At 44.2% G+C, this 21,318-nt stretch carries 18 protein-coding genes and 1 pseudogene; 3 read left to right on the forward strand and 16 right to left on the reverse strand.

The genetic code is table 11. The features are described from left to right. The first annotated feature begins 4 nt into the window (after nt 1-4). Entirely contained in the window at nt 5-1,186 is a 1,182-nt protein-coding gene (locus AVL57_RS18260) for an OmpA family protein (RefSeq protein WP_057795569.1), read from the forward strand. Between the two features lie 114 nt (nt 1,187-1,300). On the opposite strand, the gene dnaB is transcribed toward AVL57_RS18260, so the two are convergent. The 5 genes from dnaB to AVL57_RS18285 form a co-directional block, all read right to left on the reverse strand. Further along, nucleotides 1,301-2,686, reverse strand: coding sequence for a replicative DNA helicase (gene dnaB / locus AVL57_RS18265; protein ID WP_013786388.1), 1,386 nt, complete (start codon nt 2,684-2,686; stop codon nt 1,301-1,303). A gap of 189 nt (nt 2,687-2,875) precedes the next feature. Next, nucleotides 2,876-3,346 carry a hypothetical protein gene (locus AVL57_RS18270; RefSeq protein ID WP_057795567.1) on the reverse strand — a complete coding sequence of 157 codons (471 nt, stop codon included), beginning with the start codon at nt 3,344-3,346 and terminating at the stop codon, nt 2,876-2,878. 292 nt (nt 3,347-3,638) lie between these two features. Further along, entirely contained in the window at nt 3,639-4,619 is a 981-nt protein-coding gene (locus AVL57_RS18275; protein ID WP_231751139.1) for a DUF4097 family beta strand repeat-containing protein, read from the reverse strand. Nucleotides 4,620-4,630: 11 nt separating this feature from the next. Next, entirely contained in the window at nt 4,631-5,191 is a 561-nt protein-coding gene (locus tag AVL57_RS18280; RefSeq protein ID WP_057795563.1) for a hypothetical protein, read from the reverse strand. After that, on the reverse strand, nt 5,184-5,759 hold the full coding sequence (locus tag AVL57_RS18285; RefSeq protein WP_057796542.1) for an RNA polymerase sigma factor: 576 nt from the start codon (nt 5,757-5,759) through the stop codon (nt 5,184-5,186). Before AVL57_RS18285 ends, AVL57_RS18280 begins: the two co-directional genes overlap by 8 nt. Nucleotides 5,760-5,889: 130 nt before the next feature. Here AVL57_RS18285 and AVL57_RS18290 point away from each other — a divergent pair, with 130 nt between their 5' ends. Continuing rightward, the gene (locus AVL57_RS18290; RefSeq protein WP_057795561.1) at nt 5,890-6,531 is read left to right on the forward strand and encodes an MOSC domain-containing protein; all 642 of its coding nucleotides are present in this window, start codon (nt 5,890-5,892) and stop codon (nt 6,529-6,531) included. On the opposite strand, the gene AVL57_RS18295 is transcribed toward AVL57_RS18290, so the two are convergent. The 6 genes from AVL57_RS18295 to AVL57_RS18320 form a co-directional block, all read right to left on the reverse strand. Next, nucleotides 6,528-7,604, reverse strand: coding sequence for an efflux RND transporter periplasmic adaptor subunit (locus tag AVL57_RS18295; RefSeq protein ID WP_057795558.1), 1,077 nt, complete (start codon nt 7,602-7,604; stop codon nt 6,528-6,530). The two genes, AVL57_RS18290 and AVL57_RS18295, sit on opposite strands and share 4 nt — an antisense overlap. 14 nt (nt 7,605-7,618) lie before the next feature. Next, nucleotides 7,619-10,759, reverse strand: coding sequence for an efflux RND transporter permease subunit (locus AVL57_RS18300; protein WP_057795556.1), 3,141 nt, complete (start codon nt 10,757-10,759; stop codon nt 7,619-7,621). A gap of 419 nt (nt 10,760-11,178) precedes the next feature. After that, complete coding sequence (gene rplI, locus AVL57_RS18305) at nt 11,179-11,631, reverse strand: 50S ribosomal protein L9 (protein ID WP_013786396.1); 453 nt, start codon at nt 11,629-11,631, stop codon at nt 11,179-11,181. Between the two features lie 26 nt (nt 11,632-11,657). After that, nucleotides 11,658-11,885 (reverse strand): 30S ribosomal protein S18, encoded by a 228-nt coding sequence (rpsR, locus tag AVL57_RS18310; protein WP_013786397.1) that lies wholly within the window; start codon nt 11,883-11,885, stop codon nt 11,658-11,660. An 11-nt stretch (nt 11,886-11,896) separates the two neighbouring features. Beyond that, nucleotides 11,897-12,295: a 30S ribosomal protein S6 gene (rpsF, locus tag AVL57_RS18315; RefSeq protein ID WP_013786398.1), complete on the reverse strand. Its 399-nt coding sequence runs from the start codon at nt 12,293-12,295 to the stop codon at nt 11,897-11,899. 243 nt (nt 12,296-12,538) lie between these two features. Continuing rightward, entirely contained in the window at nt 12,539-13,711 is a 1,173-nt protein-coding gene (locus AVL57_RS18320) for a GAF domain-containing sensor histidine kinase (protein WP_057795554.1), read from the reverse strand. Nucleotides 13,712-14,056: 345 nt separating this feature from the next. Between AVL57_RS18320 and AVL57_RS18325 the strand changes: the two genes are divergently transcribed. Beyond that, on the forward strand, nt 14,057-14,344 hold the full coding sequence (locus tag AVL57_RS18325) for a YebG family protein (protein WP_013786400.1): 288 nt from the start codon (nt 14,057-14,059) through the stop codon (nt 14,342-14,344). A gap of 88 nt (nt 14,345-14,432) precedes the next feature. Here the strand turns inward: AVL57_RS18325 and AVL57_RS18330 are convergent. The 5 genes and pseudogenes from AVL57_RS18330 to AVL57_RS18350 all read right to left on the reverse strand — a co-directional run bounded on the left by AVL57_RS18330 (nt 14,433) and on the right by AVL57_RS18350 (nt 21,294). Continuing rightward, nucleotides 14,433-16,013: pseudogene (locus tag AVL57_RS18330) on the reverse strand (methyl-accepting chemotaxis protein). Between the two features lie 149 nt (nt 16,014-16,162). Beyond that, the gene (locus AVL57_RS18335; RefSeq protein ID WP_057795552.1) at nt 16,163-17,668 is read right to left on the reverse strand and encodes a sensor histidine kinase; all 1,506 of its coding nucleotides are present in this window, start codon (nt 17,666-17,668) and stop codon (nt 16,163-16,165) included. 58 nt (nt 17,669-17,726) lie between these two features. After that, nucleotides 17,727-18,809: a methyl-accepting chemotaxis protein gene (locus AVL57_RS18340; RefSeq protein WP_057795550.1), complete on the reverse strand. Its 1,083-nt coding sequence runs from the start codon at nt 18,807-18,809 to the stop codon at nt 17,727-17,729. A gap of 80 nt (nt 18,810-18,889) precedes the next feature. Then, complete coding sequence (locus AVL57_RS18345; RefSeq protein WP_057795548.1) at nt 18,890-19,891, reverse strand: LacI family DNA-binding transcriptional regulator; 1,002 nt, start codon at nt 19,889-19,891, stop codon at nt 18,890-18,892. A gap of 56 nt (nt 19,892-19,947) precedes the next feature. Continuing rightward, on the reverse strand, nt 19,948-21,294 hold the full coding sequence (locus AVL57_RS18350; protein ID WP_057795546.1) for a glycoside-pentoside-hexuronide (GPH):cation symporter: 1,347 nt from the start codon (nt 21,292-21,294) through the stop codon (nt 19,948-19,950). Nucleotides 21,295-21,318 lie beyond the last annotated feature (24 nt).

The following is a 21,318-nucleotide window of genomic DNA, read 5'->3' on the forward strand; positions in this document are numbered from 1 at the left end:
GACTATGAAAAAACACTTTAAATTAGCGGCACTTTCGCTTGCCGTACTTTCATCAACTGCCTTTGCACAAGATTCTTCTGAGCCAGAGTATAAAAACTGGTTTGGTATTTCTGGTCTTTATTATAACACTGACGTTGAACGTCCTACTTCTGAAGTACTAGATGACGGCCAAGGCGTATCATTCGAGTACGGATTCCGCTTTACTCAAAGCTGGGCAGCACGTGTTGAATTTACTGCTCTAGAACTAGACTACGTTGGTGGTTCTAGTGATGACGGCGAAATGGTAGGTGTTGATGCACTTTACTTCATGCCTAACGATGCATGGTACTTATTCGGTGGTGTTAAACGTCAATCAGTTGGCGAATCAACTACTTTAGGTAACATTGGTATTGGTAAACACTGGGATATCTCTGAAGCTGTTAAAATTGTTACAGAGATTGCTACTTATCACGACTTTGGTGAAGATTATAACGACTACAGTGTGAAAGTTGGTTTAGCGATTCCTTTCGGTAAATCTACACCTTCTGCGCCTAAAGATGCTGATAACGATGGCGTAATCGACAGTCGCGACCAGTGCCCTATGACACCAGCTGGTGTTCGTGTTGATGCAACTGGTTGTAACGTTGATAACGACAACGATGGCGTGCTTAATAGTGTAGACCAGTGCCCTAACACACCAGCAGGTACTGCTGTTGACGCAATGGGTTGTGCACTAAAAGATGCTGACAACGACGGCGTTGTAGATGCGAAAGACATGTGCCCAGACACAGCTGCTGGCGTTAAAGTTGATGCTAAAGGTTGTACCGTATTTGACGAAGAAACAGTAGAAATTACACTACGCGTTCTTTTCGACAATGAAAGCTCTGTTGTTAAAGCACCTCGTGATCCAGAAATATCTGAATTTGCTGAATTCATGAAGCAATACACTAACACTACTGCGGTAATTGAAGGTCACACTTCTGCACCAGGTTCTGAAGCATACAACATGGATCTTTCAGAAGACCGTGCTGCATCTTTCAAAGAAGTAATGGTAGACATGTACGGTATCGACGCTAGCCGTTTAGAAACTGTTGGTTACGGTGAGACTCGTTTACTAGATACAGCTAAAAATGCCGAAGCACATCGTGTTAACCGTCGCATCTCAGTGACTGTTAAAGATACTGTTAAGGTTCCTGAAGAGAAGTAAGCTTCCCTCAGACACAAAAAAGGCGCCTAATTGGCGCCTTTTTTATTGCTCATTTGTGTTCATTCCAATAATTAACCTTATTGCCATGCATCGGTAGTAAACGTCTCTACTTGGTTAATATTCGTCAGGCATTGCTGGACCAGCATAATTGTCAAAACGAGAGAACTGGCCTTGGAAGGTAAGACGGCTGGTTCCAATAGGACCATTACGCTGCTTACCTATAATAATCTCTGCTACGCCCTTCTCTTCACTGTTCTCATGATAAACCTCATCACGATAGATGAACATAATAAGGTCGGCATCCTGCTCGATAGAGCCTGATTCACGCAAGTCTGAGTTTACTGGGCGTTTATCGGCCCGTTGCTCTAGGCTTCGGTTGAGTTGCGATAGGGCAACCACTGGTACTTCCAGCTCTTTTGCTAATGCTTTAAGTGAGCGGGAAATTTCAGCAATTTCTAAGGTTCTGTTATCACTGAGTGAGGGCACACGCATAAGTTGGAGGTAATCAATCATGATCAAGCTTATCCCCCCACGTTCACGAGCAAGTTTACGCGCTCGGCTTCTCACATCCATGGGGGTAAGGCCAGATGAATCATCAACAAATAATCTGTCTTTATCTTTCAACATCGCCATGGTGTTAGAAATGCGTGCCCAATCTTCGTCATCCAACTGAGCGGTACGAATTTTGGTTTGATCCACTCGGCTGAGTGATGCCAACATACGCATCATGATTTGTTCAGAAGGCATCTCTAAACTGAAGACTAATACCGGCTTTTCCTCGGACATCATGGCATTTTCAACCAAGTTCATCGCAAAGGTGGTTTTACCCATTGAAGGACGTGCAGCAACAATAATTAAGTCTGAAGGCTGTAGACCACTGGTCTTTTTATCTAAATCGGTGAAGCCGGTAGTGACACCCGTCACTTCTTTGTTGGTTTTAACCAAAACTTCAAGACGGTCGATGGTTTTACCCAGTACCGCTTCTACATCGCGGGGACCTTCATTTTCACCGGTGCGGCGCTCTGCAATTTCAAACACTTTGCTTTCGGCTAAGTCGAGAATGTCAGCGCTGTCACGACCTTCGGGATTATATCCGACTTCCGCGATTTCATGGGCCACACCAATAAGCTCACGTGTAATTGCACGTTCACTGATAATTTGCGCATATGACACCACGTTCGCAGAACTTGGTGTATTTTTAGCTAGTTCACCAAGATAGGCAAAGCCACCTGCATTTTCAAGTTCATCGTGCTTTTCAAGCTCTTCCGATACAGTGATAAGGTCGACCGGTGCGCTTCTATTTAACAAACGAGTAATGGCGCTATAAATGGTTTGATGCGAGCGGTTATAAAAGTCGGTATCAGTAACGAGCTCCGCTACTTTATCCCAACTTTCTGGATCTATAAGCATACTGCCAAGAACAGACTGTTCGGCCTCAATACTATGAGGAGGAACTTTCAACTTCTCTACATTATTATCGCCTTTTGGAGGGGATACCACTTACACTACCTACTCTGTTTACTTGAAGCACGGCTGACTATTATGCGCTTTTGCGCTTCGTTGAACAATGGAGTAAGAGATCATAAATGAAGGTTAACAAAAATTATTAACGGCTAATATGCCCCTACCATTTGTGAAGCGCTTGTCTAACAAGGGCTCTTCAAATAACACAACCCAAAGAACCTTTGCTTAGAGCGTTTTTTCAATGCGGAAAAAAGTGCCATCAAAAACGGTATAAGCAACATTGTGCTCTTGAAACAACAGCACTGAACCTAACGCCTGCGGGCCATTAGCACAAGAAAGCTCGACCTGCGTAATTTTACCATCATCGAAACCTAACGCGTTGCCCTCTATTTTGAAGCTAGCGGCTATTTGGTCGGAATCAATTTTTTCCTCGGCATACGTAGGAGACTCACATGCCTGCTGATTCAATTGTGCGCCGTCTGCATGGTAAACTAACGAACTACCTAACACATCGTTAGCTTCTGTAGCGCTGTGTGCTGAGATACCTGGCTGGTAAGCTTGGGTTACCACCCATGTGCCTTCAAAAAAAGCAGGATCTTGTACTGCGCATCCTAATGTTAATACGCTGATGCTTATCGCGCCGGCTATAAGGCCGTGAAAACGCCAAAAGCGTTTTAAATGGCTAAGAATATTCAAAGCTCTCTTCCTAATTATTGATTATTTAGCGCTATTTGCGGATATCAACTTTGCTATTTTGACGTGGGGAGAAACGTTACGTTCACTAGCGTGGGGTAAATAGACACAAAACTGCGGCGGACAGATTAATTGCGCGTGAATTATGCGAAATATGGTGTAGCACCGTGTAGCAATCGAGCGCTAACCAAATAGCAACCTGATAGCAATCTGCCCTAACTTAATCAATATGTGGGGGCGTTAGTGCTTTTTTCAAGCAGAAACGCCCATGTTTTAACTACCTCAACCCTTGTCGCTACTGCGTATCCAAGGTGATACGCCCATTCACCGTTGAAATATCAACATTTGCAGAACCGCCATTGTTGATAAACCGTAGCCAACTGCTAGGGCCATATTTTGGCTTTTTAACTGCGTCACTACTTACGTTATTAATAATCTTGCCACCTGCATGCGTCTCAATATCAAATTGTGCCGATACTTCAGGTTGAAGGTTAAAACGTAATTCTCCACCTACGGAACTGGCTTTCAGTCGTCCGTTTTCGTTTAAGTGCAAGCGCGCATTCGTGGCGCCATTCACAGTGGTCACACTAAGAGAATCTATTTTCTCTAAGGTTAAATCAATGCCCCCATTGACGGTTTCCACAGCTACGTCAGGGCTGGTGGTACTTAACCTTAGGTCACCATTAACGGCAACAAACGTCACATTTTCCTTGCCTGAATGAACGGCTTCTACATCGCCATTCACAGTTTCAATATCAAGTTTACCTTTAACATTGTTCAACGCAATGTCACCGTTTACCGACTCTACTTTAACGCGGTTTCCAATGTCGGTTAGTTCAACATCTCCGTTCACCACTTCAACATTAACACTATGAATTATATCGTTTATTTTCACATCAGCATTAACCGCGGTGTAGTTAACGTCGCTGGATTTAGGCACAAAAATAACGAGGTCATCACCTTCATCTTTGTTTTTCCACCAGTGCTTGCCGCTACGCTCCACTTCAACATGAATCACGATAACATTGCCACGTTGCTCGAAGATAAATTCATCAGTGTTGTCTCCCAGTTCACCGGTTACGTGTACTTGCGGTTTATCCCAACCTCTAATTTCAGCGTCACCGTTAACGTGCTCTATATCAATTTTTACATTATTGGGGGCATCAAGTACGCGGTCTATTTTCTCACCTGCATGCGCAGTCAACGTCAACATTGTGCTACTTAAAAGCGCACCCTGAAAAAGTACACTAGCTAAGGTTTTGCGAATGATAGTCATAATAAAACTCCTTAAATTTGTTGCCATTTGGGCGCGTGCACTCGCTCAATTAATGTGATTTGCTGTTGATATACATGCTTCAACATCTTTAATAGTGCTCGATTGTTTGGATCATCTTTCAATGCTGCTTTTATCACGCCAGCAGCATCGTCTAATTCTTTTAATTGCGCCTGCCAGTTTTCACTTAATTCTGGCGCACTGTCGTAACTTGCTAGCAAAGTGCTCATCTGATCATCTTGCTGCTCACTTAGTGCATCAACTAACGCATAACCTGAAAGCTTAGGTTGCTCATCGCTCGTTTCACCGGTAGTAAAAGCAGGTGAGAAAAACCAAATAACACTGACCAGCATGGCACTTGCCGCCATAGCTAACCATGGTTTGGTAGATAAGCGGGCAACACGGCTAGGCTTATGATGGCTTAGGGGCGCATTATGTGGCCCATTATTATCGGCACCGCCGCTTACTTGGCTGTGTAGTGACAATTCAATACCACGCCATAAGTCTCTTTCAGGCTCACGGGTTTTAGGTAGGCGTTGAATCTCAGCATCTAAGGCTTTATCAAACTTATTCATCTTCACACCCCATCCAGGTTTTTAGCAGCTGTTTAGCGCGATGAAACTGCGCTTTGCTGGTTCCAACTGCCATATCTAACATTTGTGCAATATCTTCATGCCGATAGCCTTCAATGGCGTGCAGTACGAAAACCATTCGTGCTCTTTGTGGCAATCTAACCACTAATGCCTCTAAATCGACTTGACTACTGTCTGCCTCTGCTGGCATCTCCATCGCTGGACTGGTTTCAATATTAAACATACGTTGCACCCAATTGCGCTGCTTACGTAAATACGACACGGTCACATTGGCTGATACACTATGTAGCCAAGTTGAAAACTGGCTTTGTCCATCGAATCTGTCTAACTTTGACCATAACTGAATAAACACTTCCTGCGTGGCGTCTTCGGCGAGACCACGGTCGCCTGTTAAACGGAAACACAGTGCGTACACTCGCCCGACATGATTATGGTACAAGGTTTTATAGGCCACTTTATCACCCTGTTTAGCCGCGAGAATAACCGCGGCTTCGCGCTGGCTTTCATCGTCACTAGTCAGGTTGGTAACCTTTGCTAAAGTGCGCTCCATGACAATCTCATTTTTTTTCGTAAACCGATTTTTTCGACATTTTTGGCTTACCATCTTGTTATTCTTAAAAGGTTAGTCGTACCCTATGCGATAAAGGTTTAAATTAGCAAAACTTATTTTTGGAGTTTATATGTCCTCATCCGTGAAAGTAGATGCTTTATTCGCCGGTCAGCCCCAACCCCTTGGCCCGCGAGGTGCCCCAAGCAGTATTGTAAAAAGTGCGGTGTCACAGCTAACCGTCCACCTTGATTGTACCGACGAAGATCAACAATCAAACAAGAAGCTTCATGGCGGACCTGAAAAGGTTTTGCATCAATTTAGCCCCCTTCATTACTTCACGTTACGTAAGCATTTTCCAGACGGTAAGTTCGAGCCTGGTAGTATTGGGGAAAACATCAGCGTGGATGGTATGGACGATGCCACGGTTTATATCGGCGACGTATGGAAGTTCGGTGAGGTTGTACTGCAAGTCAGTGCACCGAGAGCACCATGCAGTAAAATATCCCAGCGTTTCAATATTCAAAACCTAGATAGATTTGTTGGCGAGCGAGGGATAACGGGCTGGTACTATCGCGTGCTAGAGACCGGTGTCATTAACGTAGGCGACTCGGTAACCTTGGTTAGCAGAGAGGACGACACCGTTAATGTGCAAACACTTATGCGCTGTGCACACACTAAAACCGATGTCGAATTAGCAACCAAACTGGCAAACTTAGCCATTATTGATGATGAATGGCGGAATAAGTGCGCGCGTATAAGCCGAAAAGGCTAGTTGCGCGCTGTCAGGCTATCGCCTTCCCACTCATGACGCACCTTTTGACCTTGTTTTAAACGCTCGGCCCCACGAATAACAACCAGTTGCGTGGGGTCTACTTCACCAAATACTTCAATTCTACTCCCCATACCTACCCCCGTTTCTACTTTAACTTGCTGGGCCTCATTATCTTGATTGAGTTGATAAATATACGTACCGGATTTTCTTAAAACCAGCGCATCTCTAGGAATGGTTACACCACCATGCTCTTCACTGCTAGGCACAGCCACCCTTACTGCACTTCCAATGGGGAAGTCTCCAGGTTTAAGGGCAATACGCATTTCCATCATGCGAGAGTTTTCATTACCCACAGGAACAATAGCCCGCACCGACTCCATTACCCTGTGGGTTTTACTTAGCACATTAACCTGCATTCCACTCTCGATGAAAGGCAATACGGAAAGCGGCGCCTTTACCTGTACCTCTATATTGTTAGGGTTAACTACTCTAATCAGGGTTTGGCCAATACTGGTGTATTCTCCAGGGGCTTGTATGCGGTCGACCACCAAGGCGGTAAAGGGGGCTTTTACACTACTTTGGCGAATGTGATATTCGGTTAAATTTTTTGCCAACGTGGCTTGCTCTAGCTCCTGACGCGCGTTCTCTAAATCAGCCACTACGGTTTCCAGCTCGCCCCGCGACGTATTTCTACTAGCTTCCAAGTTTTCATAACGTGCTAAGCGCTTTTCAAATAAAGTCACCTGAGCATGCCACCGTGCAATGTTGGATTGATTTTGACTCAGCGTAATTTGCAATCGGGTATCATCAATTTTGGCTAAAACCTCGCCCGCCGCAACACTGTCACCTACATTCGCCATCCACGTGATTCGGCCATCAACTTCAGAGGCGACATCCGAATCAGTTTGACTCATTACGGTACCGGGCACCCAAGTCAATGCTGTTATCGCCTCTTCTCTGGCTTCATCAACTTGAACCAAGATGGGAGGAGGCGTTTTATCCGATTCTTGTGCAACAAGATTCAGCGACAAACAACACACGCTTATGCCTACTAGGCCTATTTTTATATTCATGGTGGTTGCATCCTTTAATTTAAGTCTGAAAATTTGCTCAGCTTTACGGTTTTTGTTGGCATGCCACCTGGCGTACCAACTACAGGGACTTTCGCTTTATCTTTGAAACCAAAATCGGCTCTTGTCATTCTAAGCAAAGTGGGAAGTAACACTAAGGTGAACACTGTGCTGATGCACATCCCTCCCACAATTACCGCTGCCAAACCGCGATAGATTACGCTGCCAGCGCCAGGAAGTAATAAAAGAGGGAGCATGCCGAAAATAGAGGTGAGCGTGCTCATAAAGATAGGGCGAAGACGCAATTGAATGGCTTGCTCTACGGCATCGTTACGATTAAGCCCATGAGCTTGCCCCAATCGGGTTTGGTGCACTAACAAAATAGCATTGTTCACCACAAGCCCAAGCAAGATAATGAAACCAATCATGGTCAGTAAATCCATCGGTTGGAAGGTAAAGCTATTCATGATTTTAATGGCCGCCACCCCGCCCACTGTAGCCAGCGGAATAGACAGCACCACTAAGACGCTGTCTTTAAGCGATTTAAATAGCCCCGCCATCAACAGAAGAAGCAACAACATGGCAAACAAGAAGTTATCTGCCATTGAGGCAATTGCCCCTTTTAAGCTATCCGCACTGCCGCCATAGTGAATTGCGCCGTCAGTTGGCATCATTGCCATAATAGCCGGTTCAACATCGGCTTTTATCACCGTCATGGCATCTTCTAAACTCATACCGTCAGGCGGGTTAAAATTGAGTGTAAGGGTGCGTTTACCATCAATACGCTGAATGCGACTAGGCCCTACCGCTCGTTTCATCTCGACAAGTTCACCTAGTTGCACCACTTCCCCCATAGGAGTCATTATGGGCGTAGTACTTAACTCTTCTGGGGTTGACCATGGTTCTGAGCGAAAAATAATATTCATCCGCTTTGTACCATTAAAGTACTCGCCCACATACATTCCATCGCCCATTGCGCGCACTAGGCCCGCCATACTCCCGCGACTTAACCCTACTTCGACTAATCGGCTGTCGTTGGGATAAAATTGCAGTTCAGGCTCAGACTGTTCTAACGGAGGATTTGCCCGCGCATTGGCGGTGGGGAAAATATCTCTTAATTTATCAATGCCCGCTTGCGCCGCTACGCTCAGCATGGCTTGGTTAGTACCCTGTAAATGAATATCAATAGAGCGTCCGTTACCAAAGCCACCAAACAAGTTACCTTGTTGCGCGAAGGCTTGAGTATCGGGTAAATCTTTAAGTACCTCATCGCGAACAATAGCTTCTAATGCTTTTACTTGAGACTGATCTTTCGCCCTTACCCCTAAGGTGCCGCCGTTGGGCCATGTGATGATGTAGTAGTTTTTAAGCGCAGGGAATTTTTCGCCCTCCATGTAGGGTTTTAATCGCTTAACAATAACTGGCAATACCTCTTCAGCGACAAAATTTTCACTCGCACCTGCGGGTAGCATTAAGAAAGCATCTACCGCATCTCGTTTAACAGGTGGTAAATAATCCATAGATGGCATAAGCAAATAACTGCCTGTGATGGGCACACCCATCAAAGCCACCATCACTATAATTCGACGCATACCTGTTGATGATAAGGTCATAATTTTATCTGTGATGGCTTTCCACACTGGCAATAATTTGTCTTCGGGTACATCTTCTGTAAGCCAACGGCTAGCCACAACAGGTAAAACCGTTACCGCCACCACTAATGACATACATACAGCAATAGCGATGGTTAAGGCTAAATCTGCAAAAAGCTGCCCTTCAACATCATTTAAAAACATCACAGGAATAAAAATAGCAACCGTGGTGGCTGTCGATGCCATTAAGGCCCCGAAGACTTCTTTAGTAGCTATATAAGCACTTTCCTGCCTACACATAGCCTTTTTGTTCAAGCGAACGATATTCTCTAGCACCACAATGGCGGCATCCAATACCATTCCTACAGCAAAGGCTAAGCCCGCAAGAGAAATAATGTTCAGCGAACGCCCCGTGATTTGAAGTACAACAAACGTGCTAAGTAAAGAAATAGGAATAGCAAGGGCCACAATGAGCGTGGCTTTAAGTTGGCGCATAAACAACCACAAGATGCCGATAGCTAGCATAACCCCGATGAACAGATTACTGGTCACCAATTGCACCGCGCGCTTAATGAATATAGAAGCATCAAAGGACTGAACCATTATCAGTTGCTCTGCTTCAAGGTGGGTTTTGTTTATCTCGGCGACTTTTTTCTTTACCGCATCTAAGGTGGCGAGAACATTGGCGTCGTTACGTCTATCAACGCGAATAGAAATAGCAGGGTTGCCGTTTTGCACGCTAAAATTAGCCCCATCTGCGCGGGTAATTGTAATCTCTGCAATATCACTTAGGGTAATGGGGCTGCCATCTCGCCACTCTAAAATCATTTCGCCCATTTTTTGCGGCTCGTAACGCCCCTCAAAACGCAGCGTATATCGGCGGCGCCCCACATCCACAAACCCGCCAGAAACATCGTTAGCTTGCCCCAATGCGGTAGTGATTGCAGTTAAATCAATACCAAGTTGAGCGGCCTTAAAAGGGTCGAAAACAATTTGGAATTCCTCTTCGCCACCTACTCCACTTTCCATCCTTGCTCGGGCGACGCCGGGGATAGACTCAAGCTGAGGTTTTATTACATCTGAGAAGTAAGTAACGTAGGTGTTTATTTCGTTGGGATTGCCAGGCAGACGCTGCATGAAAAAGTAAGTTAGCGCAGGGGCATCACCCCCACTGCCTGCCAGCATAATATTGGGCGACAGTGCATCCCTAGGTAATGGCGGCACTCTGTTCATGCGGCTTATCACTTCAATAAGGGTTTTCTGCATGTCTGTACCCAAACTAAATTCGAGATTTATCCATGCATTCCCTTGATTCGACCACGCATTCATCGAGACCAACCCAGGTATTCCCTGAAGCACTTCTTCTTGTGGCTCTATTATTTCCGACTCAATTTCTTGTGGAGACGCTGCTCGCCAAGAGGTTTGAATATTGATATTAGGGCGCTCGATGTCTGGGAAAAGCTGAACTGGCAAATTAAATAAGCTATATAGCCCAAGAAAAACCAATATTGCGATGCCAATTCCTACCCCTGACGCATTTTTTATTGCTGCACGTGTAATGTCCATAATGAAGCACTATGCTTTTTGTAGTTTGGATTACTATAGGTCGCAAGGATGACAGGAAAAGTTTAAAGCTATATTAAGAACAATTTATGGGTTAACCGACATTTTCGCTGAATGCTGAAAAAAACAGCAGCTTGTCGACGACCAACGGTCGTGATTTATCATTAATTTAACGAAATAATTAATAAATCGTTACATGTTGGCAGCGGATTGAGTGAAGATCATATTGGTGTAAGAGATAAAATGTAGAAGACGTATCAAACCTTGAAAACGACAAATACGGCAAATACGGCAAATAAGAAATGTAAGGTGATTTTTATAAAGGAAGCAGCGAAGTGTATAGCGTTGAGGTGCATGCAGATATAAAGCGTGCAGACATAAAAAAACCGCTCATAAGAGCGGTTTTTCGTATACGTCAGCGCTTATGCTTCAGCAATGATGATCACTTTAATAGAAGTGGTTACATCAGAATGAAGTTGTAAGTCGATGTCATATTCGCCAGTATCGCGAAGTGTGCCAGTAGGAAGTTTAACTTCCGCTTTAGCTACTTCAACACCAGCTGCAGTGATTGCATCAGCAATGTCACGCGTACCGATAGAACCGAAAAGTTTACCTTCGTCGCCAGCTGGCGCCGCAAGAGTTACTTCAGCTAGTTCATTTAGTTTTTCAGCACGTGCATTAGCAGCATCAAGCTGCTCAGCGATTTTCGCTTCAAGTTCAGCACGACGTGCTTCGAACTTTTCAACGTTCGCTTTAGTTGCAGGAACTGCTTTACCCTGTGGAAACAGGAAATTACGAGCGTAACCAGCTTTAACAGCTACTTGGTCGCCCAGACCGCCAAGATTGGCGACTTTATCTAGTAGGATGATGTTCATCTTAACTACCCCTTAATTACGCCAAATTACTTGTGTGAATCAGTGTACGGAAGCAACGCAAGAAAACGTGCGCGCTTAATCGCAGAAGACAGCTGACGCTGATATTTTGCGCTTGTACCAGTGATACGGCTAGGGACAATCTTACCGCTCTCTGTGATATAATTCTTAAGAGTAGCGATATCTTTATAATCGATTTCAGTCACACCATCTGCAGTGAAACGGCAGAATTTACGACGTCTGAAAAAACGAGCCATGGGTGATCTCCTTAAGCGTTATCTTCAGTGGATTCAGGTCTTCTTTCTGCGCGCTCTGTACGAGGTGCAGAATCGTCACGACGCTCACGACGCTCTTCTTTAGTCATAGGAGAAGGCTCGGTTACAGCGTTTTTAGTGCGCATTACCATGTTACGTAAGATAACGTCGTTGTAGCGGAAAGCATTTTCCAGCTCGTCAACAGCTTCAGCAGTCGCTTCAGCATTGATCAATACATAGTGGGCTTTGTGCAGCTTTTCAATTGGGTATGCCAATTGACGACGGCCCCAATCTTCTAAACGATGAATCTGACCATCGTTTTGCTTAAGAATAGTGGTATAACGTTCGATCATACCAGGTACTTGTTCACTCTGATCAGGGTGAACCATAAATACGATTTCGTAATGACGCATTATTGCTCCTTACGGTTGTAGCCTCGACAGTACAGCCAGACTGTATAGAGACAAGGAACCTAGTTAGGGTGGCTGTAAGGGCGCGGATTATACGCACATACCCGCTTTTGTACAAGCATTAATCACCAGCAAATTTTACATTTGTACGTGTTTTGATGAAATTTAGCTAGATACGCTAAATGATGGGGGGTAGCGGGGTTCGTAGACGTTAAAAAGGCTAAGCGCGAGGCTTAACCTTAATGCTTACAATGCTGCCTTAAATGAAAACACGGTTTCATTTTCATCTGAATGCACCATCAGACTCCCCTTATGGGCTTCCGCAATTTGCGAGGCGATAAACAATCCTAGACCTAATCCACCGGTTTGTTTATTGTTTTCATTTCGCCAAAATGGGTGAAATAGCTTATCTATGACATCCGCACTTATTGGAGTGCCTCCGTTAGATACGCTTAATGTCAGTGTTTCTTCTTCGATATTCGCCATGACTTTGATAGGTTGCGCTGCATCGCCATGCACTATCGCATTAATCAGCAAGTTAGACAGCAACTGGCTGATACGCTCTGGGTCACATGAAAATGTGCCGTCTATGATAATATCCGCAAGTATCTCTCGGTCTGGATGCAGGCCCGAAAGTTCACTTACGGTGTGTACTAGTACACTTTTTAAATCACTTGCTGGCTTAACGTTTAATTGAATACCTTTGCCCATTTGACCATGCGTAAAGTCCATCACGTCACTAATGAGCCGCGTCATACGTTTAGCGCTATTATCCATTCGGGCCAGTACTTTTTGGGAAGTCGCATCGCTGGCGTGCTCAACAAGAAAGTCGACCCCCATTTTAAGTGCCGACAAAGGTGTTCTTAAATCGTGGCCTAGAATGGCGATATATTGCTCTCGCAATTTAGCGGCAGCTTGCTCGCTGATGAGATCGGTTTCAACCGCAGCTAAACGATCGTCAACTTCCATTTGCCTCGATATTAACTCAGCAAACGACTTAATTTGACTTTCAATCCTATCTGTTTTTAAAACTGCAGGACGTGGATCTAAGCCGCATAATGTTCCAAAAAAATCGCCGTTTTTGTTGTAAATGGGAAATGAAAAGTAACTTTCAAAGCCATACATCTTAGGAATTTCACTTTGGCGATAAACATCATCTTTCTTTGCGTGTTCAATGACGATGGCTTTTGTAGATTTTCTGACTTGGCTACAAAACGTTGTTTTGATATCGAGTTGATCGCCCGGAATTAAATTGAAGTTCACTTGGTCATATACTGCGCACATTGTCCAGTTATCTTCTGTCACTCTGGCTACGCAAATAAAGCGAAGACCAGTGACATCTGATAACATTTTCATTATATGTGGTACAGCTTCTATCGATTGAATAGTGCGAATATCACGCTCAATTGAAGAACTCATTACTTCCTCTTTGTATCTAAGTCACCCATATCACGCCGACTGTCGGCACTCGATTTCACGCTCTAGCAAGAAAGACTCTTGTGCCTAGTGATAAATTTACTGTTCTTCGTGGTTGTATAACAAGCTAAAGGCTGTAACCAATGTGAATGAAACCGGTATATTTTTGAATATAGACATGACGATGTGAAAGCTGTTTTCCAACGTACGTTTTAAAATACATCCAAGCGTACTTGGTCACTATACTTAAGTTGTAAAAAAAATAATATCAAAAAACTTTAAATACTGTTTATTTATCCAGTTAAATATTGTACAGTTTTATTGTCTATTCATTTAAGGGGACCTACCATGGCCATTACCACACAGTATGTTGTCACGCACAAAGGGGTAGAAAAATTGGTAACTACCGATAAAAAAGAAGCAGATCAGTACGATAAGATGCTCGACGCTGCCGACAACCTTGCTGAATACATTCAAGCAAAGGGCTTAGGCATTGACGATAGCATTGTTGAAGAACTCACAATTATGTTGTCTAAAAATAAAGACAAGGTGAGCAAGATTTTTAAAGGCGCGACAGCACAGAGTGTACTAGAAGATGAGAGTGCCGACGTAGTAAAGCTTAAAGCCAACGGATAGGCATAGCAAAAAAGCTCGGCGTGCTTTTAAGTGGAACGAACGTAAATAGAAAATGGTTAAAAGCACGCCAAAAAATAAACAGCACAGATTACCCTGTGCGCTTATCCGTGTTAAAACGAGCAATTAACCCGTTAACTTGATTTACGGTGTCACGAAGATCTCGACCCACTTTGAGCGAGGCTTCTGAAGACTTCTGCGTTTCTTCTGCACTATCAGCAACATCGACCAGCTGCTGATTAATATGCTCAGCCACGGTACTTTGTTCTTCTACAGCAGAAGACATTTCTACGGTAGCTGAGGCAATACCACTTACCGCGTTATTGATTTCTTGTAGCGCGCCTCGGGTTTCTTCAACAATGGCACTACCGTGTTCAGCAGATACCAACCCTTCTGAAGATACCTTTACGGCCCGTTCTGTTCTATCAACAAGCTCTTGAATGATATTGTGAATTTTATCGGTGGACACCCGGGTTTTAGAGGCCAAGGTACGAACTTCATCGGCAACAACAGCAAAACCGCGTCCCTGCTCGCCAGCGCGGGCGGCTTCTATAGCGGCATTAAGTGCTAGCAGGTTTGTTTGATCAGCGATGCTAGAAATGATGCTAGCGGCTTAGCCTATATCACTGGTGGATTGGGCAAGCTCGGTAACCGTATCGGAAATCGACTCCACCGCACCTTTTAATGACAGTATAGCCTGCATCGCTTCTTCAGCTTTGTGGTTACCCATTTGTACGTTAGTTGCGGCAGTTTTGGCACTAACAGCATTGCTCTCTACTCGCTCAGCCACTTCTTGAATAGCCTGACTCATTTGAGTTACCGCTGTGGCAATTTGCTGGGTGGCAAGATTTTGCTGAATAATCGTTTTGCTGGTTAGCTCGGCTTGGCTGTGAGTTGAAACCGCAATATCTTCCAACCCCACAGATGCATCTTTGATGCGGGTCAACGCCGTGCGCGTACGCGCGAGTTCACAGCCTAACGCCAACTTAGCCTGAGCAATATAATCAACATCGGCATAATACGTTTGTGCCACGAGTTCATTACTATAACTAGCAGGGCTTAACGAAAGAAATTCCCGCCAATAGCTCCGACTTTTTGCCGATTGCCACGCCATCATAATCAGTAGCGCAATGAAAGTAACACCTAGGGGTACCAGACCCGCGGTAAAACCAATTGCTACCAATAATAATAAACTTACCACTATCATGGGTAACATAGGTGAGAGTGTCTGACCCAATTTTGCAGCAAAGGGAATTGGCGATTTTCCTGCCGATAACCTGGCATAAATGGCGGATGCTCGTGTTATTTCTTCATCGGCGGCATGAACCCTAACTGACTCATAACCCACCGCTTGCCCGTTTTCGTATACGGGAGTTACGAATGCTGACACCCAATAGTGGTCACCGTTTTCTCTTCTATTTTTAACGAGTCCAGCCCAACTTTGACCCGACTCTAAAGTTCGCCACATTTCTTTAAACACACTTGAGGGCATATCCGGATGACGGATAATGTTGTGGTTTTTTCCTATCAGGTCTTCTCGATTGTACCCACTTGCCTCTACAAATTCGTCATTGCAGTGTTGTATGACACCCCGTTTGTCAGTGGAAGAGATAAGGCGGTAGTGAGAAGGGAATTTGTATTCGCGTTGGGTAACAGACTGATTTTTCTTCACTAATAAAATCCATTGCTATAGTGGTATCAAAGTAAATAGGAGAGCCCTATTCCTCGGTAATTGATTAAAAGGGTAGACGATGATGGAGACAATTAATACTAAAGTAGAAAAAGAATTCGGTAATAATGAAGATTATACGAATAAAAAGATTACGCCAGTGGCAGGCGTACCTTAATTGTGGTGCCCTTATCGATTTCACTGGTCACTTCAAACTGACCGCCGTGTTCTTCAATAATAGTCAGTGAAATAGACATACCAAGGCCGGTGCCATCACCAGGTGGTTTAGTGGTGAAAAAGGGGGTAAACATTTTGCCAATGACTTCCTCTGACATACCTTTGCCTTCGTCTTGCAACGTAATGACCGCCTCGCCTTCTAGGGATTCAACATCAAACTTAATGCATTTTCCTTCATCTGTGGCATAGATGGCGTTAGTAAGTAAGTTGACGAGTACTTGCTGTATTTGCCCAGCGTTGCCTAGTACTTCGATATCGGTTTCAGGAGGCGTGAATATGACCTTATTTTTATACTTGTGCAGGTTATTCGTGATTCGTAAGGCTGAGCTTATCGCTTCGGCAACATTAATGGCTACGCGCTTACCACCGCTAGGATAGGAAAACCCTCTTAGCGCTTTTACGATATCGATAATTCTTTCAATACCTTCTGAGGACTCTTCAAACATTTCAGAGATAGCCTCGGCACTATCTTTTAATGAATACGTGTTTTCAAGCGCTAAATAGCGGGCTTCTATTTCTCCCCCCGCATCCTCACAAAGTACCTTTATTTCAGACAAAGCACTCTGGTAATCTTTAAAGATATCGCCAGCCACCGAGGTGTTGCTACGTACATAACCAATCGGATTATTAATTTCGTGGGCAATACCGGCCGCCAACTGACCTAACATGGCCATTTTATCTGCGGTTATTAGCTTTTCTTGCAGATAGCGTTGGTCTTTTTCCATCGAGGATAGGGCGGCTTTGTGATGCTTAATTTCGTGTTTAGAACTTCGGTAGCCTATGCCAAATTGTAAATAGTGCTTATTTGCATCAAGCACATACAACATTTCTTCGTCTAGTTCGCTGTTTTGGGTCAATAGTGCTAGCCATGCCTGCTCGCCATTGCCCAAGTTCTGCATGAAATGTAATACGTAAGCCTCTTCACGATTATCTGGCCTTTCAACGATATTTACACACCATTGGCTATAATCTTCGGTTACAGACAGTGGCAGCTCATCTAACATAACCTTGGCAAAATCGCTGGCTTCAACCCAACCATTTTCTACTTGCCAAATTTTGTTGTCATCTCCTTGAACCACTTTCCCGGCTTTGGTAATGAAGGCTAAACCACAAAAGGCATCGCTGAACTCTACTGCTGACTCAATGGCGGAGAAAATGAAACTCGCCCCGCTATCGGAAGTTTTAAGGTGGGAAGCAGAGCGATTCAAAAAGATTAATTCTCGCTCTCTTTTTTTTGATTCATGCAATGCTTTACGCAAGGCTTGCGTTGCCGAATAGGCATCGCTTGAGTAGCTTTCTAAAAACCACTCAGCATTTGCCCGCGCTATCTTTTGGCGCTTAAGCTGTCGCTCAAGTAATTTTACTTGAGCTTTTAAGTCAGCAACCTCATTGGGGCTAGGGGGTATTGAAGCATCGCTCAATATATAAGCCTTTTAGTCTATACCTCTTCAAACGCATTTAGGTATATGAGAAAACAAGTTAGCTCACTATCTTGTCTAATAGCAGCATTACTTTCTCGCTAGAGCGTTCCATTTCAATCACTTTAGCTTCTAGTGTTGAAGTATCACCCTCTGCTTTTGCATTAATAGCAGCTACACCAGCACGGTGAACCGCTGCATGAGGTGTTTCTAAATCTCTGAATGGTGACGACTTGCCAATAGCCGCACCCTGATTTTCGCTATACCACTTTCCTAAACGACAACTCGCGTGGTCAGCAAGATCACTTGATTTTTTATCGCTGTAACCAAATAAAACCGCATATACATCTGACTTCCATACTACGTGGTCTAGCTTAACCGTTTGTATAAAGGAGCTTAACGTCCCCTCATTAATGGTCGTTTTCATGCTATCGCAATGAGAAACCATGGTTTCATAACTGCTATTAAGGGTACTAATCCCTTCTTCTAGCTCTTCGTTATTGCCTCTTAATTCGTTAACACCTGAAACTGCTTTTGCCGTAGATTGAATAATATCATTTACTAGTTCAGACACTTCTGTCGCTGATTTATTGGTTTCAGTAGCTAGTGCACGCACCTCATCGGCGACAACACTGAATCCACGACCAGCATCACCCGCACGGGCGGCTTCAATAGCAGCATTCAATGCCAGTAGGTTGGTTTGATCCGATATACTGGTAATAGTAGATACAAACTTGTTGATGTTATCCGCTGTACTTGATAACCCAGAAATGCGCTCGCTCATACTCACCATTTGGGTATTCAAACCACTCATGTCTTTAACAATTTTGGTAAGTACTTGAGAGGACTGCTCAAACAATTCATTAATGTCTGATATTGATTGATTTTCGGTGTTTATTTTTTGATAAGACCCTAATACGGTTTCTCGAATACCTTCAACTTGGTTAAAAGAGTTAACCAAACACCGTGTTACCACATCGTATTTACTTTTCTTTGAAGCATCGCTTAACTCGGTAACTTGCCGATGAAGTTCTGTATTTTCAGACTCTAAGGCTGATATTTTATCTAGGGCAACTTGATAGCGATTTTCAAGTTGCGTGGCCTGAGACTCTTTTTCTAAGTATTTGCTTCGAGAAACGAACATAGGGTGACCAAATTTTAATATGTGTGAAAATTCAGCATAACAGAAAAAAGCGTAACTTCACCATTCGTCGTTGGTTGAAGTTACTCGAATTTTCTGGTGGTTCCTCTAATAATCAATTTGGGCGACAAAATATGTTCCATTGTCAGTTTTCCATCGCCATAAGCCTGATTTAAAATCCAGCGAGATGCCATAGCACCAATTTCGCGCACTGGGTAGTTCACGGTAGTCAGTTTAGGGGTTAGGTAACTAGCAAAGTCAACGTTATCAAATCCGATGACAGAGATATCTTCCGGTACGCGTTTACCATGTTTTCTGAGTGAGTTAATAGCGCCTGATGCCATTTCATCATTTGCACAGGCGATGGCACTAAAACTTACGTTGCGACTAAACAGTTCATCCACACATTTTTCACCCGAGAAGGCTTGGAAATTACCTTCAGCCACGGACTCTTCATCAAAATAAAAATTGGCTTCTTCTAATGCTTTTTTGTGCCCAAGTAAACGATTAAAACCATCCGCTTTAAACAATGCGCCTGCGGCGTATGCAATTTGAGTATGGCCCAAATCGATAAGGTGCTTGGTGGCTAGATATGCGCCAAGCACATTGTCTAGACTAATACACTTTTCACCAATAGCTTCTATGTAGCGGTTAACCACAACTATAGGAACATCTTGGCTAGCAAGGTCGATTAGGTACTCATCGCTGACCGCCTCAACATGCAAAATAAGCGCATCGCAGCGGCGACTCAGCAAGGCTTCTATTTCTTTTTTCTCTAAGGCTTCGTCACTGTGCCCTGTTACCACAAACATATGTTTGTTGGCTTGCCTAAGTACTTTTTCAGAACCGGCCATCATGGCGCCAAAGAATGAGCCGTGTAATTCGGGAACCACATACCCAACGGTATGGGTTTTATTTGAGGCAAGGGAAGCCGCAATTACATTGTGTCGATAGCCAAGCTTCTCCATCGCATCAAGCACTTGCTGACGCGTTTTCTCTTTAACGGTATCTGTGTTGTTGATAACCCGAGATACTGTAGCTGACGACACGCCGGCTAATTCACTTACTTGTTTAATCGTTACCATATAGCATTAACAGTGCATACGTGCGCTGTGTATATCCTTGCTTTGCGTAATTATTGTTACGATGCGCGATGCGCATCGTCTGTGGTCAATCCAAGGCGCTGCTGAATTGCCATCATTTTTTGGTTATCTAATGTATACCAGCGCATAATAATCGCAACACCTATCGATGCAATTGCCGGCCCGATACAAAATAACGCCACAATTCCTTTTGCCACATCAGGTGAAAATGCGTCCGGTTGATAGTTAACTGATGCGAGTAACCACCCCGCAAGTGCGCCGCCCAAAGCTAGTCCAACCTTAATAAAAAAGACTACGGTTGAGTAAGTTAACCCTGTCATACGAAGCCCCGTTTTATCTTCGCCATAGTCCACCACATCAGCAATTTTTGCCCACAGTAGTGGCGTAGCCATTTGCAATATAAGGCCCCAAAGGAAATGCAGTGCAATGGCCGTAAACCACGCCTGATAAGGCACAAAATAATTTACGATACACACTGCTGCACTGGCTAACTGAAGCCAAGTGTAGACTTTGATTTTGCAAAATCGTTTAGCAATTGGGTTCGCCAACGCACAGCCTATAATGCTTCCTACCATACCTGCGGTAACAAACAATGTGGCCGATTCAGGCCGCTGCAACACGTACTTCACATAGTAAAGCGCTAGCGTGTTTCGCATCACCATGCCGGTAAGTAACACAATCGCAACCATACAAAGAACACGACACTGGTCATTTTGCCAAATGGCCGCTAGCTGAGTTTTATAGGGTGCAGGCGTTTCATTGGCAGGTTTTACCCGCTCTTTAGTACCAGCAAAGCAAAGTAAAAAAAGTACCATCCCCACTATACTCATCACTATCATAGCGCGCTGATACCCAAGCGCTTCGTTGCCGTTCCCTAAGTAATCAACCAATGGCAACATAAATGATGTCACCAACAGCCCACCACCCATGGCAAATACAAAGCGATAAGATTGGATAGATACGCGTTCTGAGGCATCGGCACTTAACACGCCGCCCAATGCAGAATAAGGAATATTAATGGCCGTATACATTATCATTAGCAGAGCGTAGGTGATAAATGCGTAGTACAACTTACCTTCTTCAGTAAGCCATTCAGGCGAGGTAAACGCCAGCACGCTACATAGCGCAAAAGGCAAAGCCAACCATAATAGATAGGGCCGGTATGCGCCCCACCGCGTTCTTGTTCTATCTGCTAAAGAGCCCATTAAAGGGTCGGTAACGGCATCAAATACGCGAACGAGTAAGAACATGCTCCCTACTGCTGCAGCCGGTATGCCGACAACGTCGGTATAATAAAATGTCAAAAACAGCATGACGGTTTGAAAAATGAAATTACTTGCCGTATCGCCTAACCCGTAGGCAATTTTTTCCTTTGCACTTACCATTGGCTTCACCGTTATCTTTATTAT

Origin of the sequence: Alteromonas stellipolaris (assembly GCF_001562115.1) — a bacterium.
Classification (GTDB): domain Bacteria; phylum Pseudomonadota; class Gammaproteobacteria; order Enterobacterales; family Alteromonadaceae; genus Alteromonas; species Alteromonas stellipolaris.